The organism is Nocardia sp. NPDC006630 (genome assembly GCF_040611495.1).
In the GTDB taxonomy this organism is placed as follows: Bacteria; Actinomycetota; Actinomycetes; order Mycobacteriales; family Mycobacteriaceae; genus Nocardia.
This window is the reverse complement of sequence record NZ_JBEXOK010000015.1, coordinates 1-24,495: the sequence shown is the minus strand read 5'-3', so window position 1 is coordinate 24,495 and position 24,495 is coordinate 1. Positions and strand designations below refer to the sequence as shown.

Genomic DNA, 24,495 nt, shown 5'->3' with positions numbered 1-24,495 from the left:
GCGTGGTCGCCGAAAGCGCGAGGCCCCTCGCCGGTGTGGCGGGGGCCTCGAGTCGTTCAGCGGTGAGCCGGGCTCGGCGTCAGAGGCGCGCTTTCACGGCGGCCGAGACGCGGGAGCCGTCGGCGCGGCCCGCGGCGAGGGCGGTGGCGATCTTCATGACCTGGCCCATCTGCTTCATATGCGGCCGCTCCCCGAGCTGCTCGGCCACATCGGCGATGGCGGTGTCGGCAATGTCGGCGACCTCGGCGTCGGTGAGCGGGGTCGGCAGGTATTCGTCGATGATGGCCTCTTCGGCGCGTTCGGTGGCGGCGAGTTCGCCGCGGCCGTTCTGCTCGTAGATGACCGCGGATTCGTTGCGCTTCTTCGATTCCTTCGACAGCACGGCGATCACTTCGGCGTCGGTGAGTTCCTTCGCCGCCGTGCCCGCGACCTCGGCGGTCTGGACGGCGGCGAGCAGACTGCGCACGGTGTTGAGGCGCAGCGTGTCCTTGGCCTTCATGGCCGTGGTGAGATCGGCACGCAGCTTCGATTTGAGTTCCGACATGGCCGCCACGCTACCGTTCATCACCTGCGAGCCTGTACGCATTTTCCGTGGGTCGCCTATTCTGGGCAAATGCCCGTTATCTCGACCGCCACCCTTCGCCGTACCGCACTGGGAGCCGCAGGGGCCGCGGTCGCCGGAGTCGGATACGCCACGCTGATCGAGCGCAATGCCTTCACGCTGCGTGAGGCGACGCTACCGGTGCTGGAGCCGGGCAAGCCGTCGCTACGGGTATTGCACATCTCCGACCTGCACATGATGCCCGGCCAGCAGTTGAAACAGGCCTGGCTGCGCGAGCTGGATCGGCTGGAGCCGGATCTGGTGGTCAATACCGGCGACAATCTCTCGCATCTGAAGTCGGTGCCCGCGGTGGTGCAGGCGCTGGGCGGGCTGCTGGCGCGTCCGGGCATTTTCGTGTTCGGCTCGAACGACTATTTCGCGCCGGTGCCGAAGAATCCGCTGAAGTACTTCAAGAAGGATCACAAGCGCGTTTTCGGCGACCCGCTGCCGTGGCAGGACATGCGGGCGGCGTTCACCGAGCGCGGCTGGCTGGATCTGACGCATGTGCGCCGCGATATCGAGGTCTCCGGTGTGAAGATCTCCACCGCGGGCGTGGATGATCCGCATCTGAAGCGCGATCGCTACGACACCGTCGCCGGTGCCCCGAATCCGTTGGCGGACTTGAGCATCGGGCTGACGCATTCGCCGGAGCCGCGGGTGCTGGATCGTTTCGCCGCGGACGGCTACGACCTGGTGATGGCCGGTCATACGCACGGCGGTCAGCTGTGTGTGCCGGGTTTCGGTGCGCTGGTGACCAATTGCGGTATCGACCGGTCGCGGGTGAAGGGTCCCTCGCAGTGGGGTTCGCATACGCAGCTTCATGTTTCGGCCGGCCTGGGCACCTCGCCGTGGGCGCCGTACCGGTTCTGCTGCCGCCCGGAGGCGACGCTGGTGACACTCGTCGGCGCGCCGCCGAAGAAGCCGGTCACGAAGTCGGGTCGCGGGCGTACCGCGTCGGAGGCTGTCGCGCGTTAGGCGCTTGCCGCGATATACATCGCGGTATGTAGTCGTCAGTCAGGGGACAACCGTGGCCAGTGGTAACGAACCGAACGAGGATCCGACAACACGGGGTCCGGATCCGAACTGGTGGCAGGGTGCGCCCGAACCGGATTCGCCGTGGCAGTCGAATCCGCAGCCCACGACGCCCTATACGGGTGGGCCGTACAACCCGCAGCCCGGGCCCGATCCATATCAGGCACAGCCTTATCCGGGTCAGGGGCAGCCTTATCCGGGTCAGGCGCAGCCCTATCCGGGTCAGCCCCAACAGAATCAGCCGTACCAGAGTCAGCCCTATCAGCAGTCGCCGTATCAGTCGGGGCCCACGCCGTATCAGACGTCGCCGCCGGCCCCGTACGGACCGCAGCCGGGGTATGGGCCTCCCCCACCCGGTGGCGGTGGCCGCAAAGGCTGGCTGATCGCAGGCATCGGCCTGCTGATCGTCGTGATCATCGGCGCTGTCATCACAGTTGTTCTGGTGAACCACAATTCGAGCGAGCCGTCGGCGAAGTCGACCACGACGCCGTCGCTGATCAGTGCGCTCACCCCGAGCAATTCCGCCGCCCCGTCGGGCAGCAAACCGTCGTCCGCACCGAAGACGACCTCCGGTAGCGGCACCACTCCAGCTCCGGTCATTCCCGGCTATCAGGTGGTGGCTATTCCGGATAACGGTGCGGCATACGACATTCCGACAACCTGGAAGGTCGATACCAGCGGCCAGACCACCTTCTCGGGCGGCAACGATTCGGTCCCCATCGCGGGCCTGGCCCAGGACGGCCTCGAATACTGCCCGAACTACGTGCGCACCAACGTATTTCTGAGCCAGTCGACGGAAACCGATCCTGCCAAGGCGGCCGCCGACATCGGCACCCGCATGGGCCGCATCGGCTGGTCCACCTCCACCGGCGCAACCCCCGGCCCCGCCGAATCGTTCACCAGCACCGACGGTCAACTGCAGGGCATCTACATGGAGACAAAGGGTTCCGCCCCCGCCCCCGCCGCCGGCTGCGCCTCGACCTACTCCGTCTACACCTTCGCCTTCCCCGGCGGCAATGACGGTGCCTTCGTCTTCACCATCGCCGCCGACACCGGCGTAGCCAACTCCGTAGACGCCACCTTCGCCAAGAAGATCCTCGCCAGCATCCGCCCGATGTAACCCCCACACCCCCGATTTCCGCCCGTTTTATACCACCTGACCAGCAGATTTAGTATCCCCCGCACCAATAAGTTAAGCTACTCCACGTTCGCCTCACGGGGTGTGGCGCAGCTTGGTAGCGCGCTTCGTTCGGGACGAAGAGGTCGCAGGTTCAAATCCTGTCACCCCGACGTGTTGGTTGAGACACATGAAAGGCCCCCGGCCATTGGCCGGGGGCCTTTCTGCTGTTCGGGTCAGGTTGCGGTGGGGCGGAGGCTGCGGGTGCCGAGGCGCTGGGCGCGGGCGGTGATGAGGGTGGCGAGGGCGGTTTCGGTGGTCGGGTCGGCGGGGGTGAGGACGAAGAGGCAGTGGTCGGAGCCGTCGGGGGAGATGAAGGTGTCGTAGTGCACGGTGAGGACGCCGTGCCGGGGGTGGCTGATGCGTTTGCGGCCGTGCTGGCGGTCGTGGATGTCGTGGTCGTTCCACCAGGCGGCGAATTCGGGGCTGGCGGTGCGTAGTTCGTCGATGAGGGTGCGCAGGCGGGTGTCGTCGGGGTGGCGGGCGAGGGTGCGGCGCAGATTGCCGACGGTTTCCCGGGCCACCTGGGGCCAGTCGAGTTGCCCGGCCAGGGTGGCGGGGTCGAGGAAGATGAGGCGGGCGGTATTGAGGCCGGGGCCGAAGTCCTCGCCGAATAGTGCTGCGGCGGCAGCATTCCGGGCCAGCACGTCGTAGCGGAAGTCCATGGCGTAGGCGGGCAGCAGCGGCATGCCGTCGAGGATGGCCTGCATGGTGGGGCTCAGCGGTGCGGGTGCGTTGCGCGAGGGCGGTTGGGCGCCCCGGGCGATCAGATGCAGATGGGCGCGCTCGGAGTCGGAGAGCAGCAGCGCGAGCGCGATCGCGTCCAGAACCGCGGCTCCGGGGGTGCCGACCCGGCCCTGTTCGAGGCGGATGTACCAGTCGATGCTCACCGCGGCGAGCTCCGCGACCTCCTGGCGGCGCAGCCCGGGCGTGCGGCGCTTTCCGGAACCGGGCAGCCCGGCCGCTTCGGGGGTGAGGCGTTCGCGCATCGCACGCAGGAAGGAGCCGAGTTCGACTCCGGAGTCCGCTTTGTCCACGCTGTCCATCCTTGCCGATCGGGTGGCACGCCGGATACCAGGATGCGCGCAGCCTTCCCCGGATTCCCATATTTCAAGATGATTGTCTCAGTTCTTGAAACACAGTTCGAGGAGGGACGCCATGAACCGCACCGCACGCACCCTGTCCATCGCCGGTGTCACGGCCGCTCTGCTGCTGGCCGCGGCCTGCGGGAACGACACGCAGTCCGCCCCCGCGACCACCGCCGCCGCACCGGCGCACCCCGCCGACTACGTCCAGGTCCGCTCGGCGGTGCCCGCGACAGCGGCCCAGTTCACCGTGACGAGCCCCGGCGTCCCGTCCGGCGGGACGTTCCCGGCCGACGGTTTCGCCGCCGCATTCGGTTGCACCGCCGCCAATCACGCACCGCAGCTGCACTGGTCCGGAGCTCCGGCGACAGCGAAGAGCTTCGCGGTGACCATGTTCGATCCCGATGCCCCGAGCGGCGCCGGTTTCTGGCACTGGATGGAGTGGGATATCCCCGCCACCGCAACCGATTTCACCGAGGGCGGCCCGGCGGTCGCCGGAACCAATGACGCGGGCGTGACCGGCTACCTGGGCCCGTGCCCGCCCAGCGGCGACAAGGCCCACAACTACCAGATCACCGTGCTGGCCCTGGACACCCCGAGCCTGGGCCTGCCCGCGACCACCTCCCCCACGGTGACGTCCTTCAGCATGAACAGTCACATCATCGGCTACGGCCGCCTGACCCTGACCGCTCAGCGCCCCTGATCAGCACGCCCGCAACAGCTTTCGCTGCCGGTCGAGTGACGTTGCCCTACGAAGACTGCGCCGCTGATATATCCACACCCCACCTGCACAACGCTGCTGACACGCAAAGACCCCGGCCTGCATACAGGCCGGGGTCTTTGCGCTACAGGCGATTTCAGCCCAGGTGCAGGCGCTTCATGAGCCGCAGCGTCATGAGCGTGCTCTTGAGCTGCTTCTCGTAGGGCATACCCGAACGAGCGGCGAGAATCTGCTTCTTCTGCACGCCCACATTGATGGTGTCGGTGTACTTGAGGATCCCGGCCGCACCGTGGCGGGTGCCGACGCCGGAGCTCTTGACCCCGCCCGAGGGCGTGCCCTTGGCGGCGTAGGTGGTGACGAAGCCGTCGTTGATATTGATGGCCCCGGATTCGATCTTGGCGGCAATGCGGCCCGCGCGGTCGAAGTCCCCGGCCCAGACGCTGGCATTGAGCCCGTAGGTGGTGTCGTTGGCGAGGCGGATGGCCTCGTCATCGGTGCCGAACTTGTACACGGCGACAACGGGTCCGAAGGTCTCCATGGTGGCGTGCGCCATATCCTTGGTGACGCCGGTGAGCACGGTCGGCTCGAAGAACGCCGGGCCGATATCCGGGCGCGGCTTGCCGCCGGTCAGCACATTGGCGCCCTTGTCGCGGGCTTCGTCGACATGCGCGGCGACGCGCTGCATATGCTCGACGGAGACGAGCGAACCCATTTCCGGGTCGAAGTCGTAGGTGGCGCCCATCTTGGCGCCCAATTCCTCTGCGGCGGTGACGAATCGGCGCACGAACTCGTCGTACACCTTCTCCTGCACATAGATTCGCTCGATGTGCATACAGGCCTGCCCGGTATTGCCGAAGACGGCGAAGGTGGCACTGGGGATGCATTCGTCGAGGTTGACGTCGTCGAGCACGATCATCGGGTTCTTGCCGCCGAGTTCCAGCGAGCAGCCGATGAGATTGCGCCCGGCCTGCTCACCGATGGTGCGCCCGGTATTGGTGGACCCGGTGAACATGACGAAGTCGACATTGTCGATGAGGGTCGGGCCGACATCGGGGCCGCCGCCGCAGATGACCTGCACCAGCCCGCGCGGCAGACCGGCCTTGTGCAGCAGTTCGATGCCGAACAGCGTGCACAGCGCGGTCTTGTTGTCCGGCTTGAGAACCAGGCCGTTGCCCGCCATCAGCGCCGGCATGGAATCGGACATGGAGATGGCGAAGGGGAAGTTCCACGGCGCGATGACCGCGACGACACCCTTGGGCCGGTGCTCCTCGGTGGAAGTGGTGATGATCGGCATGGGCCCGCTGCGCTTCTTGGACCGCAGCGTCTTCTCGGCGGTCTTGAGGTAGTGCGCGATGACCATGGGGGTGTCGCAGGCCTCTTCGATGGCCATGCGCCGCGCCTTGCCGCACCCGATCTGAATCAGGTCCGCAATGGTCTCGATCTCGGAGAGGATGAGCTCGTGCGCGCGTTCGAAGACTTCGAGCCGCTGCTTGAGCGGGCGACGGGCCCACTCGACCTGGGCGGCGCGGGCGATGTCGACAGCGGTCTTGACGTCCTCGGGCGAGGACTGCGGCAGCAGGCCGACCACATCGCCGGTGTAGACCTCGATCATTTCGTACGGTTCGCGAGCTTCGCCCGCCTTCCCCGCGGTCACCATGGCGGTCAGCCGATTGATCAGCGATTCCGTGACGCGCGGCGGCAGCTTTGCGCTAGCGCTGGTCGAAGGAGCGGAGCCGCTCTGCGTACTCGTTGTGCTCATGGCGTTCTCTCCATAACTTGCCGCCCCGTGACGGCGGTCACCATGTCCCAAACTAGAACACGTTATTGTTCATGACAACGGCGCGGGGTAGTTTCGTCCCGGAATCTGCGGAAAGAAAGGTCGGCGATGACGACAGCCACTGCTGAAACAAGTAGCAATACCGAGCCTCATGCTCTCGTGGAGAAGCGAGGCGCGACGCTCATCGTCACCATGAACCGCCCGAAGTCCCGGAATGCGCTGACCGGCGAGATGCTGGCCATCATGACCGAGGCGTGGGAGCGGGTGGACAGCGATCCGGAGATCCGCTCCTGCATCCTCACCGGTGCGGGCGGCTCGTTCTGCGCGGGCGCGGACCTCAAGGCCATGAACAAGCGCAACCCCAGCGACGGCATGTCCGAGGGCAGCGCCTTCGATCCGACCCGCATGCCGGGTCTGCTCAAGGGCTACCGCCTCAGCAAGCCGCTGATCGCCGCGGTCGAGGGCCCGGCCATTGCCGGCGGCACCGAGATCCTGCAGGGCACCGATATTCGCATTGCCGGCGAGAGCGCCAAATTCGGTATCTCCGAGGCGAAGTGGAGCCTGTTCCCGATGGGCGGCTCGGCCGTGCGCCTGCCCCGCCAGATCCCGTACACCATTGCCGCGGAGCTGCTGCTGACCGGCCGCCACATCACCGCGACCGAGGCGCTGAACTTCGGCCTCATCGGCCATGTGGTCCCGGACGGCGCCGCGCTGGACAAGGCCCTGGAGATCGCCGAGCTGATCAACAACAACGGCCCGCTGGCCGTGCAGGCGATCCTCAAGGTCATTCGTGACACCGAGGGTATGCACGAGTTGGACGCCTTCCAGATCGATGCCAAGGTCGGCTTGCCGGTCTTCCGCAGTGACGATGCCAAGGAGGGCCCACGCGCCTTCGCCGAGAAGCGTAAGCCCAACTTCCAGGGCAGGTAACCCCAACACTGCGATGGTCCGGTGCGGCCCTGCACCCGCCGGACCGTCGTCAGCGGGCGAGGATCTCCTCGTCGAGGAAGCCACCCGATTGATGACGCCACAGCTGCGCGTACATCCCTTCCGCGTGCAGCAGTTGCTCGTGGGTGCCCTCCTCGATGATTCGCCCGCGATCGAGCACCACCAGCCGATCCATACCGGCGACGGTGCTCAATCGGTGCGCGACCACCAGCGCCGTACGCCCTTCCATCAATTCCCAGAGCGCTTGCTGCACAAGCTTTTCGCTCTCGGAGTCGAGGGCGCTGGTGGCCTCGTCGAGCAGCAGGATCGGTGCGTCGCGCAGAATGGCCCGCGCCAGCGCGACCCGCTGTCGTTGCCCGCCGGACAGTTTCACACCGCGTTCGCCGAGCAGCGTCTCCATGCCCTGCGGCAGCTTGTCCGCGAATTCGGTGACGTGCGCGGCGTCCGCGGCGCGCCGGATATCGGCATCGGTGGCGCCGGGCCGCGCGAACAGGATGTTCTCCCGCAGGCTGCGGTGGAACATGGCCGGATCCTGCGGCACATACGCGAGCTGACTGCGCAGATCGGCCTGCCGCAGCCGTGAAATATCCTGCCCGCCGATGCGAATGCTGCCGTCGTTGATATCCATCAGGCGCAGCAGCAACTGGGTGATCGTGGTCTTGCCGCCGCCGGAGCGGCCGACCAGGCCCAGCTTGTGTCCGCTCGGCACCTGCAGATCCAATCCCGTGAACAGCGGTGCGGCGCCCGCGTGCGTGAAGTGCACCCGATCGAACCGCACATCGGAACCCTTGGGCTGCAACGCTTCCGGCTCCTGCGGATCCAGCACGGTGGCCGGCTTCAGCAGCAGTTCGGTGAACTGCGCCGATTCGGTGAGCGTGCTCTCCAGCCGCCGGTAGATCTGATTGAACCGGAACATGATCGCCGTCGCGTTCCAGTAGTACGTGAAGGCCACCATGATGGCCGAGACCGAGGCGTGCCCGCCGCGCAGCCCGAGCACGATCAGCAGTCCGGCCACATTGGCGATCACCACCAGCGGTGTGACCACGGTGTCGATCCGCAGGTTCGCATAATCCCAGGAGCGCAACGACTTCCGCCGCTGTTCGGCGACCCGCCGCCGATGCTCGGCCGCCTCCTGACGTTCGGCCGCGAAGGCGCGCACAATCTGCATATTGGCCAGGCTGTCGGCCACATGACCGGACACCAGCGCGATGGCGGCCTCGCGTTCGTCCACCCGCGCCTGCCGCCGCGCGATGAGCGGCGCGATGACCAGCCCGGTCAGCACGAGCAGGCCGATGAGCACCACGACCAGCAGCGGGTCGTAGCGCCACAGCACCACCGAGGCGAAGCCGAGCGGCACCACGGCAGCGAAGATCTCGAAGGCGAAGGTGTCGACGAACTGCTCGAAGCGAGTGGCGAAGCTCAGCGCCCGCTTGGTGAGCGATCCGGCGAAGTTGTTGTGGAAGAACGCCGCGTCCTTGGCCAGCAATTCATCCATGGCGATGATGTACAGGCTCTCGATACCGTAGGCATCGAGCCGGTTGAGGCAGTGTATTCCTATGCGCCACAGCACTTCCGCCGCGAGGATCGCGGCCGCGAAGCCGAGCACGTACGGTCCCACCGTGCCGAGGCCGGAGTCACCGGTCGCGGCGACGCGGCCGATGAGCACCGCGACAAGCAGTGGTGCGACATAATTTTGGCAGGTGGCGCCCAGTGCGGGTCCCAGCATGCCGATGGCGGTCAATAGCTTTCGCCGGGCCATTTCCCGGCCGTAATAGCGCAATACCAGTCTGATCGCAGGCGCGCGCGAGCTCATCCGTCCCCTCTCGAATTGGATGTTCGAGCAGTGCAGAAGAGCTATCGTGCCTCGCGGGGACGAGTTCGGGCCAGCGATTATTCGCTAGGTAGTTGCAGGAGGAGGGGTCGGCGCTGGGCAATCGCAGAGCCCCGATTGCCCAGCGCCGGGACGGATACCGGTCGGAGCACGAGCCGGTATCCGCACGACGGTTTAATCCGTCGGCTTGACCATGCGACCGACTATCCGGCGCATGACGCCGGGCAGGAAGCGCCGCATGAGGTAGGTGGGGTAGGCCTGCCCGGGGAAGACGAACAGCGGGTTCTTCGGTTTGGCGAGAGCCTTCTCCAGCGCGTCGATGACGCCTTCGGGACTCATACCGCCCTCACCGCCGAGTACCGAGGCGTTCTCTTCCCGGACCTTGTCCAGGAAGGCGGTTTCCACCATGGGCGGGCACAGACCGAGCAGCCGCACACCGCTGCCCTGCAGTTCATAGGCGAGGCTGTCGATGAATCCGATGACCGCGAATTTGGAGGCCGAGTAGCCGGCCATACCGGGTGAGGGCAGCCAGCCCGCCACGGACGCGAACAGCACGACGGTGCCGGTCCCCGCCTGCTTCATGGCCGGGATGACGGCCTGACACAGGTTGACGGTGCCGATGTAGTTGACGTCGATCATCTTCCTGATCTGCGCCACATCATGATTCAGCGCAGAGGCGTGCACATGGCACATTCCGGCGGCGTGCACCAGCCGGTCGATGGTGCCGAGTTCACCGCGCACCTTGTCCACCACCGCGCGCACCTGCTCCGGATCGGAGACATCGCAGGTATAGGTGGACATATTGGGCGACCGCCGCGCGGTCTCGGCCAGCCCGTCGGGATTGAGATCGACGGCCGCGACCTTCCACCCGGCGGCGGCGAGGCGCTGCGCGACGATCCTGCCCATACCGCTCGCGGCGCCGGTGACGAGCGCGGTCTGTGTCATCGGTCCCCCCTGGTCTGCAACACCGTCGCGGCATTGTCGAAAGTCATTGCGAGCGCACCGATCCGGCTGGCGAACAGCGCACCCCTCGGCAGGCCGAGGGCACGCAGCTGATCGGAGACGGGGTGGTCGCCGAGTTCGACGCGGACACCGCCGGGCCGCCCGCGCACCCGGCTCGGATTCATGAGCCAGGGCGTGCGCCGCAAAATGCCGTTGCGGAAGGTGTACGCGTCGATGGACGCGCCGCCCGCGCCGCCGGGCATGGGCAGCCCGTCGGCCACCCGCAGCGCGATGACGAGTTGTCCGTCCGCCCGCACCTCGCAGCGATGGCCGCCGCGCACGGGGGTGATATCGATATCCGCCATCAGCTTGGGGAAGCCCCAAATCGATTGCCCGGCTTCACAGGTGAAGCTCTGATTGACCGGCAGCCAGTGGATGTAGGCCCCGGTGCTGCCCTTGTGTCCCGGCTGTTTCGCCATGAGCGAGAAGGCGAATTCGTGGTACGGCCCCAGGTCTCCGTCGATGTATCGCACGAAGGCGAGGGACAGGACGGCCCGCCCGAGCACGGTGATCGGTTCCAGGCCGGCCGGGGCGAGCAGTGCGCGCGCCGCGCCGGCATGCACCAGGAAGAGCGCGGAGCTGGCATCGGCATGACGGATTTCGACCGGCATGCGGACCTGCTCACCGAGTACCGTATGCGCCTCCACCATGTCCAGATTAGAACAGGTTCTTGTGACGTTCGCCATGGATTCGGCCAAGGTGTCCCGCTGATCGGTGCCCGATGTGGCATTACTTTCCATAACCGGTTATCGCACCTCGTGGTCGGCTTCGCGGGCCGCGGCGTACCCCTTGGCCCAGCGGTAGTCCGGTTTGCCGCTCGGCGTGCGCGACACCGTATCGACGACCCAGATGCGGCGCGGCAGCTTGTAGGCGGCGAGGTGCGCGCGCACATGCCGCTCCAGTGCCGGGAAGTCGACGGCACTGTTGGCCGAGACGATCGCGCCCACCTGCTGCCCCCAGCGCTCGTGCGCGATGCCGATCACCACGGCGTCGTACACCGATTCGTGCGCCTTGACGACGGATTCGACCTCCTCGGGGAACACCTTCTCGCCACCGGTATTGATCACCATGTTCCCGCGGCCGATGAGGGTGATGGACCCGTCCTCCTCGACGCGGGCGCGATCGTCGGTGACCACCATGCGCCGGCCGTCCACGGTGTGAAACAGCTTGTCGGTCTTGGCCTGATCCTTGTAGTAGCCGATCGGCACATTGCCGGTCTTGGCCAGCCAGCCCTCGCCGCCCGGCGCGATCGGATGGCCGGTCTCGTCCACGACGACCGCGCCGCGACCGGTATTGACCCGCGGCCCGCGACCCGGATCATCATCCTTCTGCGCGAAACCGATACCGCCGAAACCGGTTTCGGAGGATCCGATGGATTCGCTGACCAGTGTGCTCGGAAACAGTTCCAGCAGTTCGTTCTTCACCTGCTGTGTCAGCTGCGCGGCCCCGGAGCCGATGGAGAAGAGCGAGGAGGCGTCGACCGGCGCGGCCCGATAGGCGTCCACCAGCGGCCGGGCGATCGCATCACCGGTGATGACCAGGATATTCGGCTGCTCCCGCGCCACCACCTGCCAGATGCGGGCCGGATCGAAGCGTGGTTCGAACAGCACCGTATTGCCGGACCACAGCGCGGTGAAGGTCGGCATCATGGCGGCGGCGTGGATGAGCGGCGGCAGGACGAACCAGCGCATGGGCGGATTCTCCGCACCCAGCCGGGACTGCTGATACTCGTCGGCCACGGGTTCGCCGCTGTAGAAATCGATGCCGCCGCCGAGGACCCGCCACATATCCTCCTGCCGCCACATGACGCCCTTGGGCAGGCCGGTGGTGCCGCCGGTGTACATGATGAACAGGTCGTCGGGACTGCGCGTCTCGAAATCTCTTTCCGCAGTGGCATTTTCGAGCGCCGTCTCATAGGACAGCGACTGTGTCGGCAATCCCGCGCCGCCCTGATCGTCTTCCACGACCAGGGTGTGCCGCAGCTTGGGCAGCTGTGGCCGCACCTCTTCGATCAGCGGCGCGTAACAGCGATGGTGCACAACCATTTCCAGGTCGGCATTGTCGTAGACGTAGCGCAGTTCCTCGGCCTGGTACCGATAGTTGATATTGATGGGTACGGCGCGAATCTTGAAGCAGCCCAGCAACGTTTCGAGAGTCTCGATGCTGTTGTGCATATGGAAGCCGATATGAGTGCCCGGTCCGGCCCCGGCGGCGGCCAGGTGATGCGCCAGTCGATTGGCGCGCTCATCCAGTTCCCGGAAGGTGCGCCGGCGGTCGCCCTCGATGACGGCTATCCGGTCGGGCACCGCGTCGGCGGAGTGTTCGTACAGGTCGGCGAAATTGCACACCATGGCGTTCGCTTTCTGGGGACAGCTGGCTACAGGACAATGAGCGGAAGCGACGCGCCCCGGTCGGTGAAATCGAAGGCCGCGCCGGTGCTGAAGCGGGTGATGGCGACCTCGGAGACTTCCGGGAAAGGTGTTGCGGCGAGCCCGATCTCGATGGTCAGCGCTCGATCGTCGGCCGCCCGCACCTCCGCGCGGAAACGCGGATTCACCCCGCGCACCAGTGCGTTCAGCGGCTCCAGATGATCGGCGTCGAGCAGCTCCGGCCAGGCGCCGTCGGTGCACGCACCGCAGTCACGATCGAGTCGCAGCTCGACCACCCGTTCCCCGCCATAGGTTTCGCTGCTGACCTCGGCCGCCACATAGGCCGCCGGATTCAATGCGGGGTGCAGGCGCAGTACCTTCGCCAGCGAGGCCGGATCATCGCCGAGTTTCAGCGCATTGCGCAGCCGCTCGGAGGTGAGCCCGGCAATGCCGGTGAACTGCTTGCGCGCGATATCGAGGGCGCGGGCGGCATCGGTGCGCGCCGCGAGGGCACGGCGGAATCCGAGGGTGAGCAGATGGTGTTGCAGGCACACCTCGTCGGCGATCCGGATGAGCGCCGAACGGGAGAAGTCGCCGAACCGGATATCGTTCAGGAGCGGTCCCGAATAGTCCGCCCGCCCTTCGTCTTCCGTATCGATACCGCCCAGCTCCACGCGCGCTGCCGCGGATTCGTTCAGCACCAGCGCATCCGCGGAAGGCACGAACGGCTCATGATCCTTGTCGATCGTTACCGTCCACGCGCACACCGGTTTCCGGTCCGCCGGCTGCCGCGGCGGCCGATGCACCGGCCGCACCTGCGCATACGGATTGGTGGCCAGCGCCGTCGCATCGAAGGTCGGATCTTCGATGTCGTGACACATGCCGACCACATAGGCCTCGCCCATGGGTTCCACATCCGCGAGCGCACCGCAGTGGTCGAGGTGGAATTCCCCGTGGTCGTGGTCCTGGACCCGGTATCGGAAGTCCATGAATTGCGGTGGCGCGCCGATATCGAGCTGGAAGCCCTTGAAGATGACGTCCACACCGTCGCCGGTGATGCCCAGCGCCCGCTGCATGCGCCGCGTGTACACCGGGCTGGCCAGCCGCCATTCCTCGATGGCCACCTCGGTCATGCCCTCGCGGCCGAAAGCGCCTATGGCATGCGCCATTCCGGATCGGTCGATGAGGTGCCCGCACAGCAGCAGCTCCGGCACCAGTACGGCGAGCTCGCTGCGGGACAGCGAGCTGTATCTGCTGTTCACCACAGTGGCGCCGGACCCTCTCCGACCGGATACCACCCGGCGAGCGGCTCCCCCGAGACGGACCGCTCGATCCGCTTCTGCATGCCGCCCGAGAGCGCGCCGTTCTGGATCATCTCCACGAAAAGCGCTGTCACATTGCCGAAGTCGAAGAAATCGCGCTGCCAGGACCACTGGCCGTTGCCGGCGTAGCGGAACCAGCTGCCGCCGATCCCCTCCGGGCTGTAGGGCCGTCCGTCCGCCCGGTGCTTCTCATTGATCTGTTTCCAGAATCCGATGACGCTGCCACTGCGCTCGTCCACCACGAATTCCTGGTACGGGTAGGTCCAGCCCTCGAGGCCGAACATCTCCTGTCCGAGTGCGATATCACGGATCTCATCGCGCCCGACGGCCATGAACTCCTGGGTGGGCCCGTAGTTCCAGCCGTAGGTGGCGTCTTCGGTATAGAAGTCCGCCAAGGGTTTCCAGTCGCCGAGCGCTTCGCAGCGCTGGTTCTCCTGCACCCATTTGGCGATCGTGTCGTCGAGTTCGTCACGGGACCAAGCCATGGTCGTTCCTTCAGTCTGTGGGATCGTCTTCGCGGAGCGAGAGCGCCTGGGTGGGGCAGTAGCGGACGGCGGCGCGAGCCGCGTCCAGGTCGTCACCGGGATCGGCGCGGAGTATGTCGACCTGCCCGTGTTTGGGTACCTGGAAGAGTGCGGGGGCTTCGTCCTGGCAGACGGCATGCCCTTGGCAGAGGTCGAGATCGACCACGAGGCGCATCTACTCTCCTTCTGAATCCTTCTTCGGTGCAGGGGTTTTCAGCGGCGCTTCCGGTTGCACCTCGACGAGCACCAGGTGTGCCCCGCGCGGCGTCGAGACCACGGCGACGATCGCGGCGGCGATATCGGAGGCCCGCAGGAAGTAGGAGTGCCGGGCGAAGCCCCACTTCACCCAGTCCTCGAGCAGCGGCCCGACCACCTCGGGGGTGGCCGTCATACCCATACCGGTCTGGGTCTGGCCCGGGCGCACGATGGACGAGCGCACACCGGTGCCCTCCAGTTCCATGCGCATCTGCCGGGCGAGGGCCTCGACGCCCATCTTCGCGGCGTTGTACGCGCCCATTCCCGGTCGCGGCCGATCGGCGCAGTCCGAGCCGATGACGACGAAATCCCCGCGCTGCCTTGCGATCATGCCGGGTACGACCCGGTGCGCGAGGCGCTGCGCACCCACCAGGTGCACCTGCACCTGCGAGTCGAACAGTTCGGGGTCCACGTCCCAGCCCTGCCCGAATTCCAGGTCACCCGCGCCGTACACCGCGATTTCGATCGGCCCGAGCGCGTTTTCGGCGGCGACCACGAATTCGTCGACGGACGCGGTATCGGAGACGTCTAGCCGATGGGCGAAGGCCTCACCCCCGTCGGCGCGAATCTTCTCGGCCAGGGTCTCGCAGATCTCCACCCGCCGGGCGCCCAGCGCCACCGGATATCCCAGTTCGGCCAGCGCCATCGCGGTGGCGGCCCCGATGCCAGAGGAAGCGCCGGCAATGAGAACCGGCCTGCGGGCGGGATGTGGTGCGAACCGCGGCATTACCGAACCTCCACTGTCACCGGCAGTTTCGCGAAGCCGCGCACATTCACCGAATGCACGCGCTCGCTGCCCGCCTCCAATCCGTAGGAGCGCACCCGATCGGTGAACTCCCGCAGCACGATTCCGGCCTCCAGCCGCGCCAGATGCGCGCCCAGGCAGAAGTGCACGCCGCGCCCGAAGCTGATCAGCCCGCCCTTGTCGGCCCGTTCGATGTCATAGCGGTCCGGATCGTGGAATGCCGCGGTATCGCGATTGGCGGATCCGATGAGCAGCAACACCTTCGAGCCCTGCGGGATGGTCTGCCCGTAATACTCGAGATCCTCGGCCGCGGTGCGCGCCAGGATCTGGCTGGACGCGTCGTAGCGCAGCGTCTCCTCCACCCAGTCGCCGACGAGGTCGGGATGCTCGGCCGCCTTGGCGTACTGCTCGGGGTTCACCCCGGCCCAGTACAGGGCATTGCCCAGCAGTTTTGTGGTGGTCTCGTTCCCGGCGACCACCATCAGGAACATGAAGCCGATGATCTCCTGATCGGTGAGCCGATCGCCGTCGGCTTCGGCCTCCAGCAGTGCGGAGGTCAGATCGTCCGCGGGCCGTTTGCGGCGGGCGGCGACCATATCGGTGTAGTAGCCGAACAGGCTCAGTGCCGCCTCCATGGCGGGGACTGGCACATCGAGCACGCCCTCCTCACGATGCAGCAGCAGATCGGCGAGCCTGCGCAATTCGGCGCGGTCGGCATCGGGCACACCGAGCAGTTCCGAGATGACGTCCATGGGGAGTTTGCCCGCGACATCGTCGATCCAGTCGAAACTCTTACTCGCCAGCGCGGGTTCGAGATGCTGCAGCGTGATCTCGCGAATGCGATCGCTCATCTCGGTCACCCGGCGCGGGGTGAAGCCCTGGTAGACGAGTTTGCGCAGGCGCAGATGCCGAGGATCGTCCATGGCCAGGAAGGACATGGTGTGGTGGGCGTGCGGCCCCCAGGCGGCCGGATCCAGCGATACCCCGTTGGCACTGGACAGCCGCACATTGTCGCGGAATCCGGCGCCCACATCGGCATGCCGGGACAGCGTCCAGAAGTCCAGCCCCGGATTGTGATACACCGGCGCTTCGGTGCGCAGCCGCTGGTAGACGGGGTACGGGTCCTCATGGATGCCGTAGTCGTAGGGGTCGAACAGCAGCGGCTCGAGGGAGGCTGCGGTCATCGTCTCTGCACCTCGTATTCCATAACACGTTCGCCGGCTCCGGCGAACGCCGTCCGGTCATCAGTACAACTGACTGGACACGTGTCTGCACGGTACTAGCGCGGCGGGCTGCTGGCAACGGATCGATGAATCGAACCTGAGAAACAGTCTCCCAAACTGAAACATGTTCTTGCGCGTTTCCGAGCTCCGAACTTATAGTCCGTACACGTGTCCGGACAGCATGGGAGCTACCGTTGAGCCCGAGCAATCTCAGCCCTGACGGCAACGGATCGGTGGTCCGCGAATGACCGGTGCCGAACGCTCCGTCGGCTTCATCGGCCTGGGCAATATGGGCGCGCCCATGGCCCTGCGACTGCTCGAATGGCCGGGCGGCCTGGTGGTCTGCGATATGCGGCCGGAGGCGGTGCAGCCCTTCACCGAAGGCGGGGCCACAGCGGTCGGCTCGGCGACTGAAGTCGCCGAGCGGTGCGGCGTGGTGTCTATCGCGGTGCTGAACGACGACCAGGTGCGCACGGTGGTCAGCGGGCCGGACGGCATTCTGCAGACTGCCGAGCCTGGCACCGTGATTGCCGTGCACTCCACCATCTCGGACCGGACCGCCACCGAACTGGCGGCCGAATGCGCCGAGCACGGTGTGGAATTCGTGGACGCGCCGATCAGCGGCGGGGCGCCGGCCGCACAGCGGGGCGCGCTCGCGATCATGGTCGGCGGCAGCGAGGCCGCCTTCACGACCGTGCGGGAACCGTTCTCCCGCTTCGGATCGCTCATCGTGCACGCGGGCGAGGTCGGTGCGGGCACGCGAATGAAGCTGGCGCGCAATCTGCTCCACTTCATCGCCTTCACGGCGGCGTCGGAGGCGCAGCGGCTGGCCGAGGCGGCCGGGCTCGATATTCGCGAGCTGGGCAAGGTGGTCCGGCACTCCGACAAGCACACCGGCGGTCCGGGCGCGATCATGCTGCGCGACACCACCGCGGCGGTGGCCGAGGACGATTTCTGGTTCCCGATTCTCACCCATGTGCGCGATCTCGGTGAGAAGGATCTGTCGCTCGCGCTCGAACTCGGGCAACGGTTGGGTGTGGAGCTGCCCCTGGCCGATCAGGCGCTCGGCGGACTCGGCGACGGGCTGGGTGTCGGGCGCGGCGCGATCGCGAAGGAGCAGTGGTGATTTCACGCATGGCAACAGCTCATATCGATACGACAGGAATGGCGGGGAACTCATGACCGACGAGCGCAGAGAACGCGGACTGAAGAAGATGAGCGAGGTGTACGGCTGGGAATTCCAGGACGGCCCCGGTGAGCACTTCGCGGTCACCGCCGATCATCTCTTCGCCGATATCTGGTCGCGCCCAGGGCTTTCCATTCGCGACCGGCGGCTGCTGCTGCTCGGCGCGGTCACCGCACAGGGCCTGTTCGATATTGCCGAGATCCAGGTCGGCGCGGCCCTGCGCAATGAGGAACTGGACGAGGAGCAGCTGCGGGAGATCGCGCTGTTCCTGTGCCACTACGTGGGCTGGCCCGCGGGCACCACCCTGGACGGCGTGGTCGGCAAGGCCGTCAAACAGCACAAGAAGCAGTAATTCCCCTCCCCCCGTTAGGAATTGAACAGAACATGGCTGAAACCGCCACCGTACGACCGCTCCGGTCCAGCGAGGTCGACTCCTGGGACTTCGAGGCCGATGTGGTCGTCGTCGGATACGGCATTGCCGGGGTGTGCGCCGCCATCGAGGCGGCCGGCGCGGGCGCCGACGTGCTCGTGCTGGAACGCACCGGCGGCTGGGGCGGCGCGGCCGCCCTGTCCGGCGGTTTCATCTACCTCGGTGGCGGTACGGCATTGCAGCGGGCGCTCGGATTCGAGGACACCGCCGAGAACATGGAGAAGTTCCTGACCGCCGCGCTCGGGCCGGGCGTGGACAAGAACAAGATCCACGATTACTGCCAGGGCAGCGTCGAGCACTTCGATTGGCTTGTCTCGCAGGGTGTTCCGTTCAAGGAGGAGTTCTGGGGCGAGCCCGGCTACGAGCCGCCGGCCGACCAGGGCCTGATGTTCTCCGGCGGCGAGAACGCCGCACCGTTCAACACCATCGCCGATCCCGCGCCGCGCGGGCACCTCGCCTGGACCAAGGACAAGAAGCTGGGCGAGAAGGGCGGCGGCTACATGCTGATGGAGCCGCTCGCCCATACCGCCGAAAAGCTCGGCGTCCGCCGGGAATTCGATGTGCGGCTGCAGCGGCTCGTGGTCGACGACGCCGGCCGGGTGGTCGGGGTGGCGGCCAAGCGGTACGGCAAGGAGCTGTTCGTCCGGGCCGAGCGCGGCGTGGTGCTGGCCACCGGCAGCTTCGCGTACCAGCACGAAATGGTCGAGCGGTTCGCGCCCAAGATCGCCGGGCGGCCCGCCGCGACCGTCGAGGAGCACGACGGCATCGGCATCCGGGTCGCGCAGGCGCTGGGCGCGGATCTGGCGCATATGGACGCCACCGAGGTCGCCCTGGTCGCGGACCCGCAGGTGGTGGTGCGCGGCATTCTGGTGAACGGCCGCGGGCAGCGGTTCGTCACCGAGGACACCTACCCCGGCCGACTGGGCCAGGCGGTACTGCAGGACCAGGACAACCAGGCGTATCTCATCATCGACGAGACGGCTCTGGAGGAGGCGTTCGAGACCAAGTCCTCCATGTCCTTCCTGCGCATCGCGCCGACGTGGGTCGCGGAGACCGTCGCCGAGCTGGAGAGCGAAATGGGACTCCCGGCCGACACTCTCAAGTCCACCATCGACCTCTACAACAAGCATGCCGAGAACGGGGAAGATCCGTTCCTGCACAAGAAGCCGGAGTGGGTGAAGCCCATCGGCACTCCGCTGGGCGCGTACGACCTGCGCGGGTACACCGGCGGATTCACCCTCGGCGGGCTCCGCACCGATCTGGATTCGCGGGTGCTGCACGTGTCCGGCGAGCCGATCCCGGGACTGTTCGCGGCGGGTCGCGTCACCTCCGGCATCTGCGCGGGCGGTTATGCCAGCGGTTGTTCGCTGGGTGACGGAAGTTTCTACGGCAGGCGCGCGGGCATCGCCGCCGCCAAATCCTGAGAGAGGGGATGACGCATATGCGATTCGGCATCGTTCAATTCACCAGTGACCGCGGCATCACCCCCGCGGTCGCCGCCAAGGCGGCCGAGGAGCAGGGCTTCGCCTCGTTCTTCGTGCCCGAGCACACCCACATCCCGATCAAGCGCGAGGCGTTCCATCCCGGCACCGGCACCGCCGAACTGCCCGACGATCGCTACACCCGCACGCTCGATCCGTGGGTGACGCTGGGGACCATCGCCGCGGTGACCTCCCGCATCGAATTGTCCACGGCGGTGGCGCTGCCCACCGAGAGTGATCCGATCACCCTCGCGAAGACGATCGCCACGCTCGATCACCTCTCCGGCGGGCGCGTCACGCTCGGCGCCGGATTCGGCTGGAACACCGACGAACTCACCGATCACGGGGTGCCCGGCAACAAGCGGCGCACCGTACTGCGCGAGTACATCGAGGCCATGCGGGCGCTGTGGACGCAGGAGGAGGCCAGCTACTCCGGCGACTTCGTCTCCTTCGGTCCCAGCTGGGCGTGGCCGAAGCCGGTGCAGGCGCATGTGCCGCTGCTCATCGGGGCGGGCGGCACCGACAAGACCTTCAAGTGGATCGCCAAGTCGGCCGACGGGTGGATCACCACTCCCACCGAATCGGATGTCTTCGCCTCCACCGCACTGCTCATGAAGCACTGGGAGGAAGCCGGGCGCGAGGGCGCACCGCGCGTGGTCGCACTGGACTTCAAGCCCGATGCGGAGAAGCTGGCGGCCTGGGCCGAGGCCGGGGTCACCGACGTGCTCTACGGCATGCCGGACAAGCCGGAGGCCGACGTCCTCGCCTACCTGGAGCGGCTGGCGGGCAAACTCGAGCCGCTCGGCCTCGTGCGCTGATTCCCGAGCCGCCCGGCCGATACGCCGGTCGGCCGGCGCGACTTCTGAAATTCACACTCCCCCAGTAAATTTCACTGCGCCCTACGAAAGGCCGTGACGTGCGTATTGCCCTGCTGTCCTACCGCAGCAAAACCCACTGTGGAGGACAAGGGGTCTACGTCCGCTATCTCAGCGCGGGCCTGGCGGAACTGGGACATGAGGTCGAGGTGTTCTCCGGGCAGCCCTACCCCGAAAACCTCGACCCCCGGGTGCGGCTCACCGAGGTCCCCAGCCTGGATCTGTACCGGGACGAGGACCCGTTCCGCACCCCCCGGCCCGGCGAGATCCGCGACGGCATCGACCTGCTCGAGGTCGCCACCATGTGGACGGCGGGCTTCCCGGAGCCGCGCACCTTCAGCCTGCGCGCCGCCAGACTCCTGCGCGCGCGGGCGGCGGAATTCGATGTGGTGCACGACAATCAGTGCCTCGGGTACGGGCTGCTGGATATCGCGCGACATCTGCCGCTGGTGGCGACCATCCACCATCCGATCACCCGGGACCGGGAGGTCGATCTGGCCGCCGCGACGTGGCGGCGAAAACCCTTCCTGCGCAGGTGGTATGGGTTTCTCGGCATGCAGCAGCGGGTGGCCCGGCAGATTCCGGAGCTGATCACCGTATCGTCGTCCTCGGCGAACGATATCGCCGCGGACTTCGGGGTGTTGCCGGAGCAGCTGCGCACGGTGCCGCTGGGTGTGGACACCGAGCTTTTCCGGCCGCGCACGTCGCCGCGGGTGCCGGGGCGCATTGTCGCCGTTGCCAGCGCGGACAAACCGTTGAAGGGCATCTCACACCTGCTGAATGCCGTTGCCCAACTGCGTAATACGCATGCTCTGGACGTGCGGTTGGTCGCGAAACTGGAGCCGGAGGGCCCCACCGAGAAGCTCATCGCCGAACTCGGCATCGCCGATATCGTCACCGCCGTCAGCGGACTCGGCGACGAGGAATTGGCCCAGCTGCTCAGCTCCGCCGAGATCGCCTGCATCCCCTCGCTGTACGAAGGCTTTTCCCTGCCCGCCGTGGAGGCCATGGCCAGCGGCACCCCCCTCGTCGCCAGCCGCGCGGGCGCCCTGCCCGAGGTGGTCGGCGGCTGCGCGGAGCTGGTCGAACCCGGCAATGTCGCGGAGCTGACCCGGGTACTCGGCGAACTGCTCGACTCCCCCGAACGCCTGCGCCACCTGAGCGCGGCCGGGCGGCGACGCGCCCTCGAGGTCTTCAGTTGGGAAGCCGTTGCCGCCCAAACGGTCTCCGTCTACGAACAAGCTATAACCCGGCACGGCTCCCGTCCGGCCATCACCCCGATCCGCCAGGAGGCGCACCAATGCTGACCGTCGACTTCGATCGCCTGGGCATCGGCCCCGGCACCCGCGTCATCGATGTGGGGTGCGGGGCCGGCCGGCATTCGTTCGAGGCGTATCGGCGCGGTGCGGACATTGTGGCGTTCGACCAGAACGGTTCCGACCTGGCCGATGTGGACGTCATGTTCCAGGCCATGGCCGAGGTCGGCGAGGCGCCCGGGTACGCCAAGGCCGAGACGGTGCGCGGCGATGCACTGGATCTGCCCTACGGGGACGGGGAATTCGATGTGGTGATCGCCTCCGAGATCCTCGAGCACGTGCCGCAGGACGAGGCGGCCATCGCCGAATTGGTGCGCGTGGTCAAACCCGGTGGGGCGCTGGCGATCACGGTGCCACGATGGTTGCCGGAACGGATCTGCTGGGCACTGTCGGACGAATACCACGCCAACGAGGGCGGACACGTCCGCATCTACCGCGCCGACGAACTCCGCGACAAGGTCGCGGCGCAGGGTATGCGATTTATCCACAGGGCCCACGCACATGCGCTGCACTCCCCCTACTGGTGGCTGAAATGCGCGGTCGGCGTGAAAGATGAGAAGAACCCGCTGGTCAGCACCTATCACCGAATGCTGGTGTGGGACATGATGTCCGCGCCGCAGCTCACCCGAGTCACCGAACGACTGCTCGATCCGTTCATCGGCAAGAGCGTCGCCCTGTACTTCGCGAAACCGGCGGTTCGCAGTGCCCGGCGCTGACCTACCCCGCGTCCCCGGTGTCCTGACCGCCCGCCAGTTCCTGCAGAGCGCCGAATCCATCGCCGCCACACAGGAATCCGACGGTGCGCTGCCCTGGTTCACCGGCGGGCACACCGACCCCTGGGACCACATCGAAAACGCCATGGCATTGACGGCGGCCGGGCTGCGGGACGAAGCCCGCGCCGCCTACCTCTGGAGCGCGAAAACCCAGCGCGCCGACGGTTCCTGGCCCAGTCAATTCCGCGACGGCGTCATCGAGAACGAGCACAGCGACACCAACTTCTGCGCCTATATCGCCACCGGCGTGCTGCACTACTCCACCAGCACGGGCGATTCCGTCTTCACCCGCGAAATGTGGCCGGTGGTCCGCGATGCCGTCAACTTCGTCCTCTCGCTCCAACAGGGCCGCTTCGGCGAAATCCATTGGTCCGCAGGCCCCCAGGGCTCTTCCGGCGAAGCCCTCCTCACCGGCTGCTCCAGCATCTTCCACAGCCTCCGCTGTGCCCTCGCTCTGGCCGACCAACTCGGCGACCCCCAACCCGAGTGGGAGGTAGCCGCCCTCCGCCTGGGCCACGCCCTCCGCGACCACCCCGAAGCCTTCCTCGACAAGGCCCGCTACTCCATGGACTGGTACTACCCCGTCCTCTCCGGCGCGATCCGAGGCCGAGCCGCCCAAGCCCGAATCAACACCCACTGGCCCACCTTCGTAGTCCCCGACCTGGGCATCCGCTGCGTCTCCGACCAACCCTGGGTAACCGGCGCAGAAACCTGCGAACTGGTCCTGACCCTGGACGCCATAGGCGACACCTCTCGAGCCCTTCACCTCTTCACCAACATGCAACATCTCCGCGAGTCCGACGGCTCCTACTGGACCGGCCTCGTCTTCACCGACGGCAAACGCTGGCCCGAAGAACGCACCACCTGGACCGCCGCCGCCACCCTCCTAGCCGCCGACGCCCTAACCCGAACCACCCCCGCCCACAACATCTTCCGCACCCTCCTCCCCCAACCCCCCACCCCCACAACCTGCACCTGCCCCGAACCCAGCACCCCCTAACCCCCACCCTCTCCTCCCCGCCTTCACTCGCCGAACCTTCACCTTCCGCGTCTCGCCCTCTCAGCCCATGTCTTCCGAGTCTTCGTTCTTCGTGTTTGTCTCTGAAACCGGACCACAGCCGGTCGACTGAGCTGGTACCGCAGATAGTTCTCCCAACCGCGGAAGGTAGGCCGGGTACGGCTCCTGACGTGCCCAGCACGGCCATCTCGGGCTTTGCCCGCACCCTCCTGCTGATCAACCCTGCCCGGGAGGCAAGCAACCCAGGTGCACCGACGGTTTCGGTATAGAAACCGTCGGTGAACCTGGGTTGCTTGCGCCGAGAGGCGGTGGTGGGTCACCGGGTGCGGGCAGGGCCCGAGATGGCCGTGCTGGTGACGCCGGGTGGGGTACCCGATTTACCTTCCGGACCAAGGAAATACCCGCGGTACCGGCGGGGTCGACCGGCTGTGGTCCGGTTTCACAGACAAAGACGAAAAGACCAAAGATTCAAGAACAAGGACGCCCGGAAACAAGGGATCGAAGAACACGAACCCGAAACACCCTGTCCGGCAACGACCTCTAGCACCGACAGGATCAACCTGTCGGTGACACCAGGGGCGGGAAACCTATTGTCGCGGTGGGGGTATGGCGACCCGGCGCAGCACCCGGTACCGAACCGGGGACAACCCCGAGGCACGACAGACCCTGCGCGGCCGCAACGACGGCGGAACCTCGGTCAACAACTCACCCGGGTGATGCAAGTGATTGACCCGCGGCGTCCGGGACGGATCCACATGCGCCGGAGCGATCCACGCCGTCCGACCCGGGAAATCCGAATCCTCA

At 66.7% G+C, this 24,495-nt stretch carries 23 protein-coding genes and 1 tRNA gene; 12 read left to right on the top strand and 12 right to left on the bottom strand.

Translation table 11 applies throughout. The features are described 5' to 3' along the window. Positions 1-79: 79 nt before the first annotated feature. Entirely contained in the window at positions 80-544 is a 465-nt protein-coding gene (locus ABZX86_RS35485) for a GatB/YqeY domain-containing protein (protein WP_327143281.1), read from the bottom strand. 69 nt (positions 545-613) lie between these two features. Here ABZX86_RS35485 and ABZX86_RS35480 point away from each other — a divergent pair, with 69 nt between their 5' ends. The 3 genes from ABZX86_RS35480 to ABZX86_RS35470 all read left to right on the top strand — a co-directional run bounded on the left by ABZX86_RS35480 (position 614) and on the right by ABZX86_RS35470 (position 2,923). Further along, positions 614-1,576 carry a metallophosphoesterase gene (locus ABZX86_RS35480; RefSeq protein ID WP_327143280.1) on the top strand — a complete coding sequence of 321 codons (963 nt, stop codon included), beginning with the start codon at positions 614-616 and terminating at the stop codon, positions 1,574-1,576. A gap of 52 nt (positions 1,577-1,628) precedes the next feature. Beyond that, a complete protein-coding gene (locus ABZX86_RS35475) occupies positions 1,629-2,753 on the top strand; it encodes a hypothetical protein (protein WP_355130074.1) in 1,125 nt (374 codons plus the stop codon). 96 nt (positions 2,754-2,849) lie between these two features. Next, positions 2,850-2,923 (top strand) — tRNA-Pro (locus ABZX86_RS35470). Positions 2,924-2,986: 63 nt separating this feature from the next. On the opposite strand, the gene ABZX86_RS35465 is transcribed toward ABZX86_RS35470, so the two are convergent. Beyond that, on the bottom strand, positions 2,987-3,847 hold the full coding sequence (locus tag ABZX86_RS35465) for a helix-turn-helix transcriptional regulator (RefSeq protein ID WP_355130072.1): 861 nt from the start codon (positions 3,845-3,847) through the stop codon (positions 2,987-2,989). Positions 3,848-3,968: 121 nt separating this feature from the next. Between ABZX86_RS35465 and ABZX86_RS35460 the strand changes: the two genes are divergently transcribed. After that, on the top strand, positions 3,969-4,598 hold the full coding sequence (locus tag ABZX86_RS35460) for a YbhB/YbcL family Raf kinase inhibitor-like protein (protein WP_355130070.1): 630 nt from the start codon (positions 3,969-3,971) through the stop codon (positions 4,596-4,598). A 154-nt stretch (positions 4,599-4,752) separates the two neighbouring features. Here ABZX86_RS35460 and ABZX86_RS35455 read toward each other — a convergent pair whose 3' ends face one another. Continuing rightward, on the bottom strand, positions 4,753-6,375 hold the full coding sequence (locus ABZX86_RS35455) for a succinic semialdehyde dehydrogenase (protein WP_355130068.1): 1,623 nt from the start codon (positions 6,373-6,375) through the stop codon (positions 4,753-4,755). A gap of 126 nt (positions 6,376-6,501) precedes the next feature. On the opposite strand from ABZX86_RS35455, the gene ABZX86_RS35450 reads away from it, so the two are divergent. Beyond that, entirely contained in the window at positions 6,502-7,323 is an 822-nt protein-coding gene (locus ABZX86_RS35450) for a crotonase/enoyl-CoA hydratase family protein (RefSeq protein ID WP_355130066.1), read from the top strand. A gap of 49 nt (positions 7,324-7,372) precedes the next feature. Here ABZX86_RS35450 and ABZX86_RS35445 read toward each other — a convergent pair whose 3' ends face one another. The 9 genes from ABZX86_RS35445 to ABZX86_RS35405 all read right to left on the bottom strand — a co-directional run bounded on the left by ABZX86_RS35445 (position 7,373) and on the right by ABZX86_RS35405 (position 16,573). Then, positions 7,373-9,154 (bottom strand): ABC transporter ATP-binding protein, encoded by a 1,782-nt coding sequence (locus tag ABZX86_RS35445; RefSeq protein ID WP_355130064.1) that lies wholly within the window; start codon positions 9,152-9,154, stop codon positions 7,373-7,375. A gap of 192 nt (positions 9,155-9,346) precedes the next feature. After that, the gene (locus tag ABZX86_RS35440; protein ID WP_355130062.1) at positions 9,347-10,117 is read right to left on the bottom strand and encodes an SDR family oxidoreductase; all 771 of its coding nucleotides are present in this window, start codon (positions 10,115-10,117) and stop codon (positions 9,347-9,349) included. Continuing rightward, the gene (locus ABZX86_RS35435; RefSeq protein WP_355130060.1) at positions 10,114-10,824 is read right to left on the bottom strand and encodes an acetoacetate decarboxylase family protein; all 711 of its coding nucleotides are present in this window, start codon (positions 10,822-10,824) and stop codon (positions 10,114-10,116) included. Before ABZX86_RS35435 ends, ABZX86_RS35440 begins: the two co-directional genes overlap by 4 nt. Before the next feature lie 96 nt (positions 10,825-10,920). Next, positions 10,921-12,525, bottom strand: a complete 1,605-nt coding sequence (locus tag ABZX86_RS35430; RefSeq protein WP_355130058.1) for an acyl-CoA synthetase — start codon at positions 12,523-12,525, stop codon at positions 10,921-10,923. 26 nt (positions 12,526-12,551) lie between these two features. Then, positions 12,552-13,808, bottom strand: a complete 1,257-nt coding sequence (locus ABZX86_RS35425; protein WP_355130056.1) for a hypothetical protein — start codon at positions 13,806-13,808, stop codon at positions 12,552-12,554. Next, the gene (locus tag ABZX86_RS35420) at positions 13,802-14,350 is read right to left on the bottom strand and encodes a nuclear transport factor 2 family protein (protein WP_355130054.1); all 549 of its coding nucleotides are present in this window, start codon (positions 14,348-14,350) and stop codon (positions 13,802-13,804) included. The genes ABZX86_RS35425 and ABZX86_RS35420 overlap by 7 nt, the downstream gene beginning before the upstream one ends. A 10-nt stretch (positions 14,351-14,360) precedes the next feature. Beyond that, positions 14,361-14,564: a ferredoxin gene (locus ABZX86_RS35415; protein WP_355130052.1), complete on the bottom strand. Its 204-nt coding sequence runs from the start codon at positions 14,562-14,564 to the stop codon at positions 14,361-14,363. Next, on the bottom strand, positions 14,565-15,371 hold the full coding sequence (locus tag ABZX86_RS35410; RefSeq protein WP_355130050.1) for an SDR family oxidoreductase: 807 nt from the start codon (positions 15,369-15,371) through the stop codon (positions 14,565-14,567). Then, positions 15,371-16,573 carry a cytochrome P450 gene (locus tag ABZX86_RS35405; protein WP_355130048.1) on the bottom strand — a complete coding sequence of 401 codons (1,203 nt, stop codon included), beginning with the start codon at positions 16,571-16,573 and terminating at the stop codon, positions 15,371-15,373. Before ABZX86_RS35405 ends, ABZX86_RS35410 begins: the two co-directional genes overlap by 1 nt. A gap of 283 nt (positions 16,574-16,856) precedes the next feature. On the opposite strand from ABZX86_RS35405, the gene ABZX86_RS35400 reads away from it, so the two are divergent. The 7 genes from ABZX86_RS35400 to ABZX86_RS35370 all read left to right on the top strand — a co-directional run bounded on the left by ABZX86_RS35400 (position 16,857) and on the right by ABZX86_RS35370 (position 23,673). Next, the gene (locus ABZX86_RS35400) at positions 16,857-17,738 is read left to right on the top strand and encodes an NAD(P)-dependent oxidoreductase (protein WP_355130046.1); all 882 of its coding nucleotides are present in this window, start codon (positions 16,857-16,859) and stop codon (positions 17,736-17,738) included. 52 nt (positions 17,739-17,790) lie between these two features. Then, complete coding sequence (locus ABZX86_RS35395) at positions 17,791-18,150, top strand: carboxymuconolactone decarboxylase family protein (protein WP_355130044.1); 360 nt, start codon at positions 17,791-17,793, stop codon at positions 18,148-18,150. A 32-nt stretch (positions 18,151-18,182) separates the two neighbouring features. Beyond that, positions 18,183-19,652, top strand: coding sequence for an FAD-dependent oxidoreductase (locus ABZX86_RS35390; RefSeq protein ID WP_355130042.1), 1,470 nt, complete (start codon positions 18,183-18,185; stop codon positions 19,650-19,652). Positions 19,653-19,669: 17 nt separating this feature from the next. Further along, positions 19,670-20,527, top strand: coding sequence for an LLM class F420-dependent oxidoreductase (locus ABZX86_RS35385; RefSeq protein WP_355130260.1), 858 nt, complete (start codon positions 19,670-19,672; stop codon positions 20,525-20,527). A 98-nt stretch (positions 20,528-20,625) separates the two neighbouring features. Beyond that, positions 20,626-21,891 carry a glycosyltransferase family 4 protein gene (locus ABZX86_RS35380; protein WP_355130040.1) on the top strand — a complete coding sequence of 422 codons (1,266 nt, stop codon included), beginning with the start codon at positions 20,626-20,628 and terminating at the stop codon, positions 21,889-21,891. After that, a complete protein-coding gene (locus ABZX86_RS35375; RefSeq protein ID WP_355130038.1) occupies positions 21,885-22,616 on the top strand; it encodes a class I SAM-dependent methyltransferase in 732 nt (243 codons plus the stop codon). The genes ABZX86_RS35380 and ABZX86_RS35375 overlap by 7 nt, the downstream gene beginning before the upstream one ends. Next, the gene (locus ABZX86_RS35370) at positions 22,603-23,673 is read left to right on the top strand and encodes a prenyltransferase (protein ID WP_355130036.1); all 1,071 of its coding nucleotides are present in this window, start codon (positions 22,603-22,605) and stop codon (positions 23,671-23,673) included. Before ABZX86_RS35375 ends, ABZX86_RS35370 begins: the two co-directional genes overlap by 14 nt. The last annotated feature ends 822 nt before the right edge of the window (positions 23,674-24,495 follow it).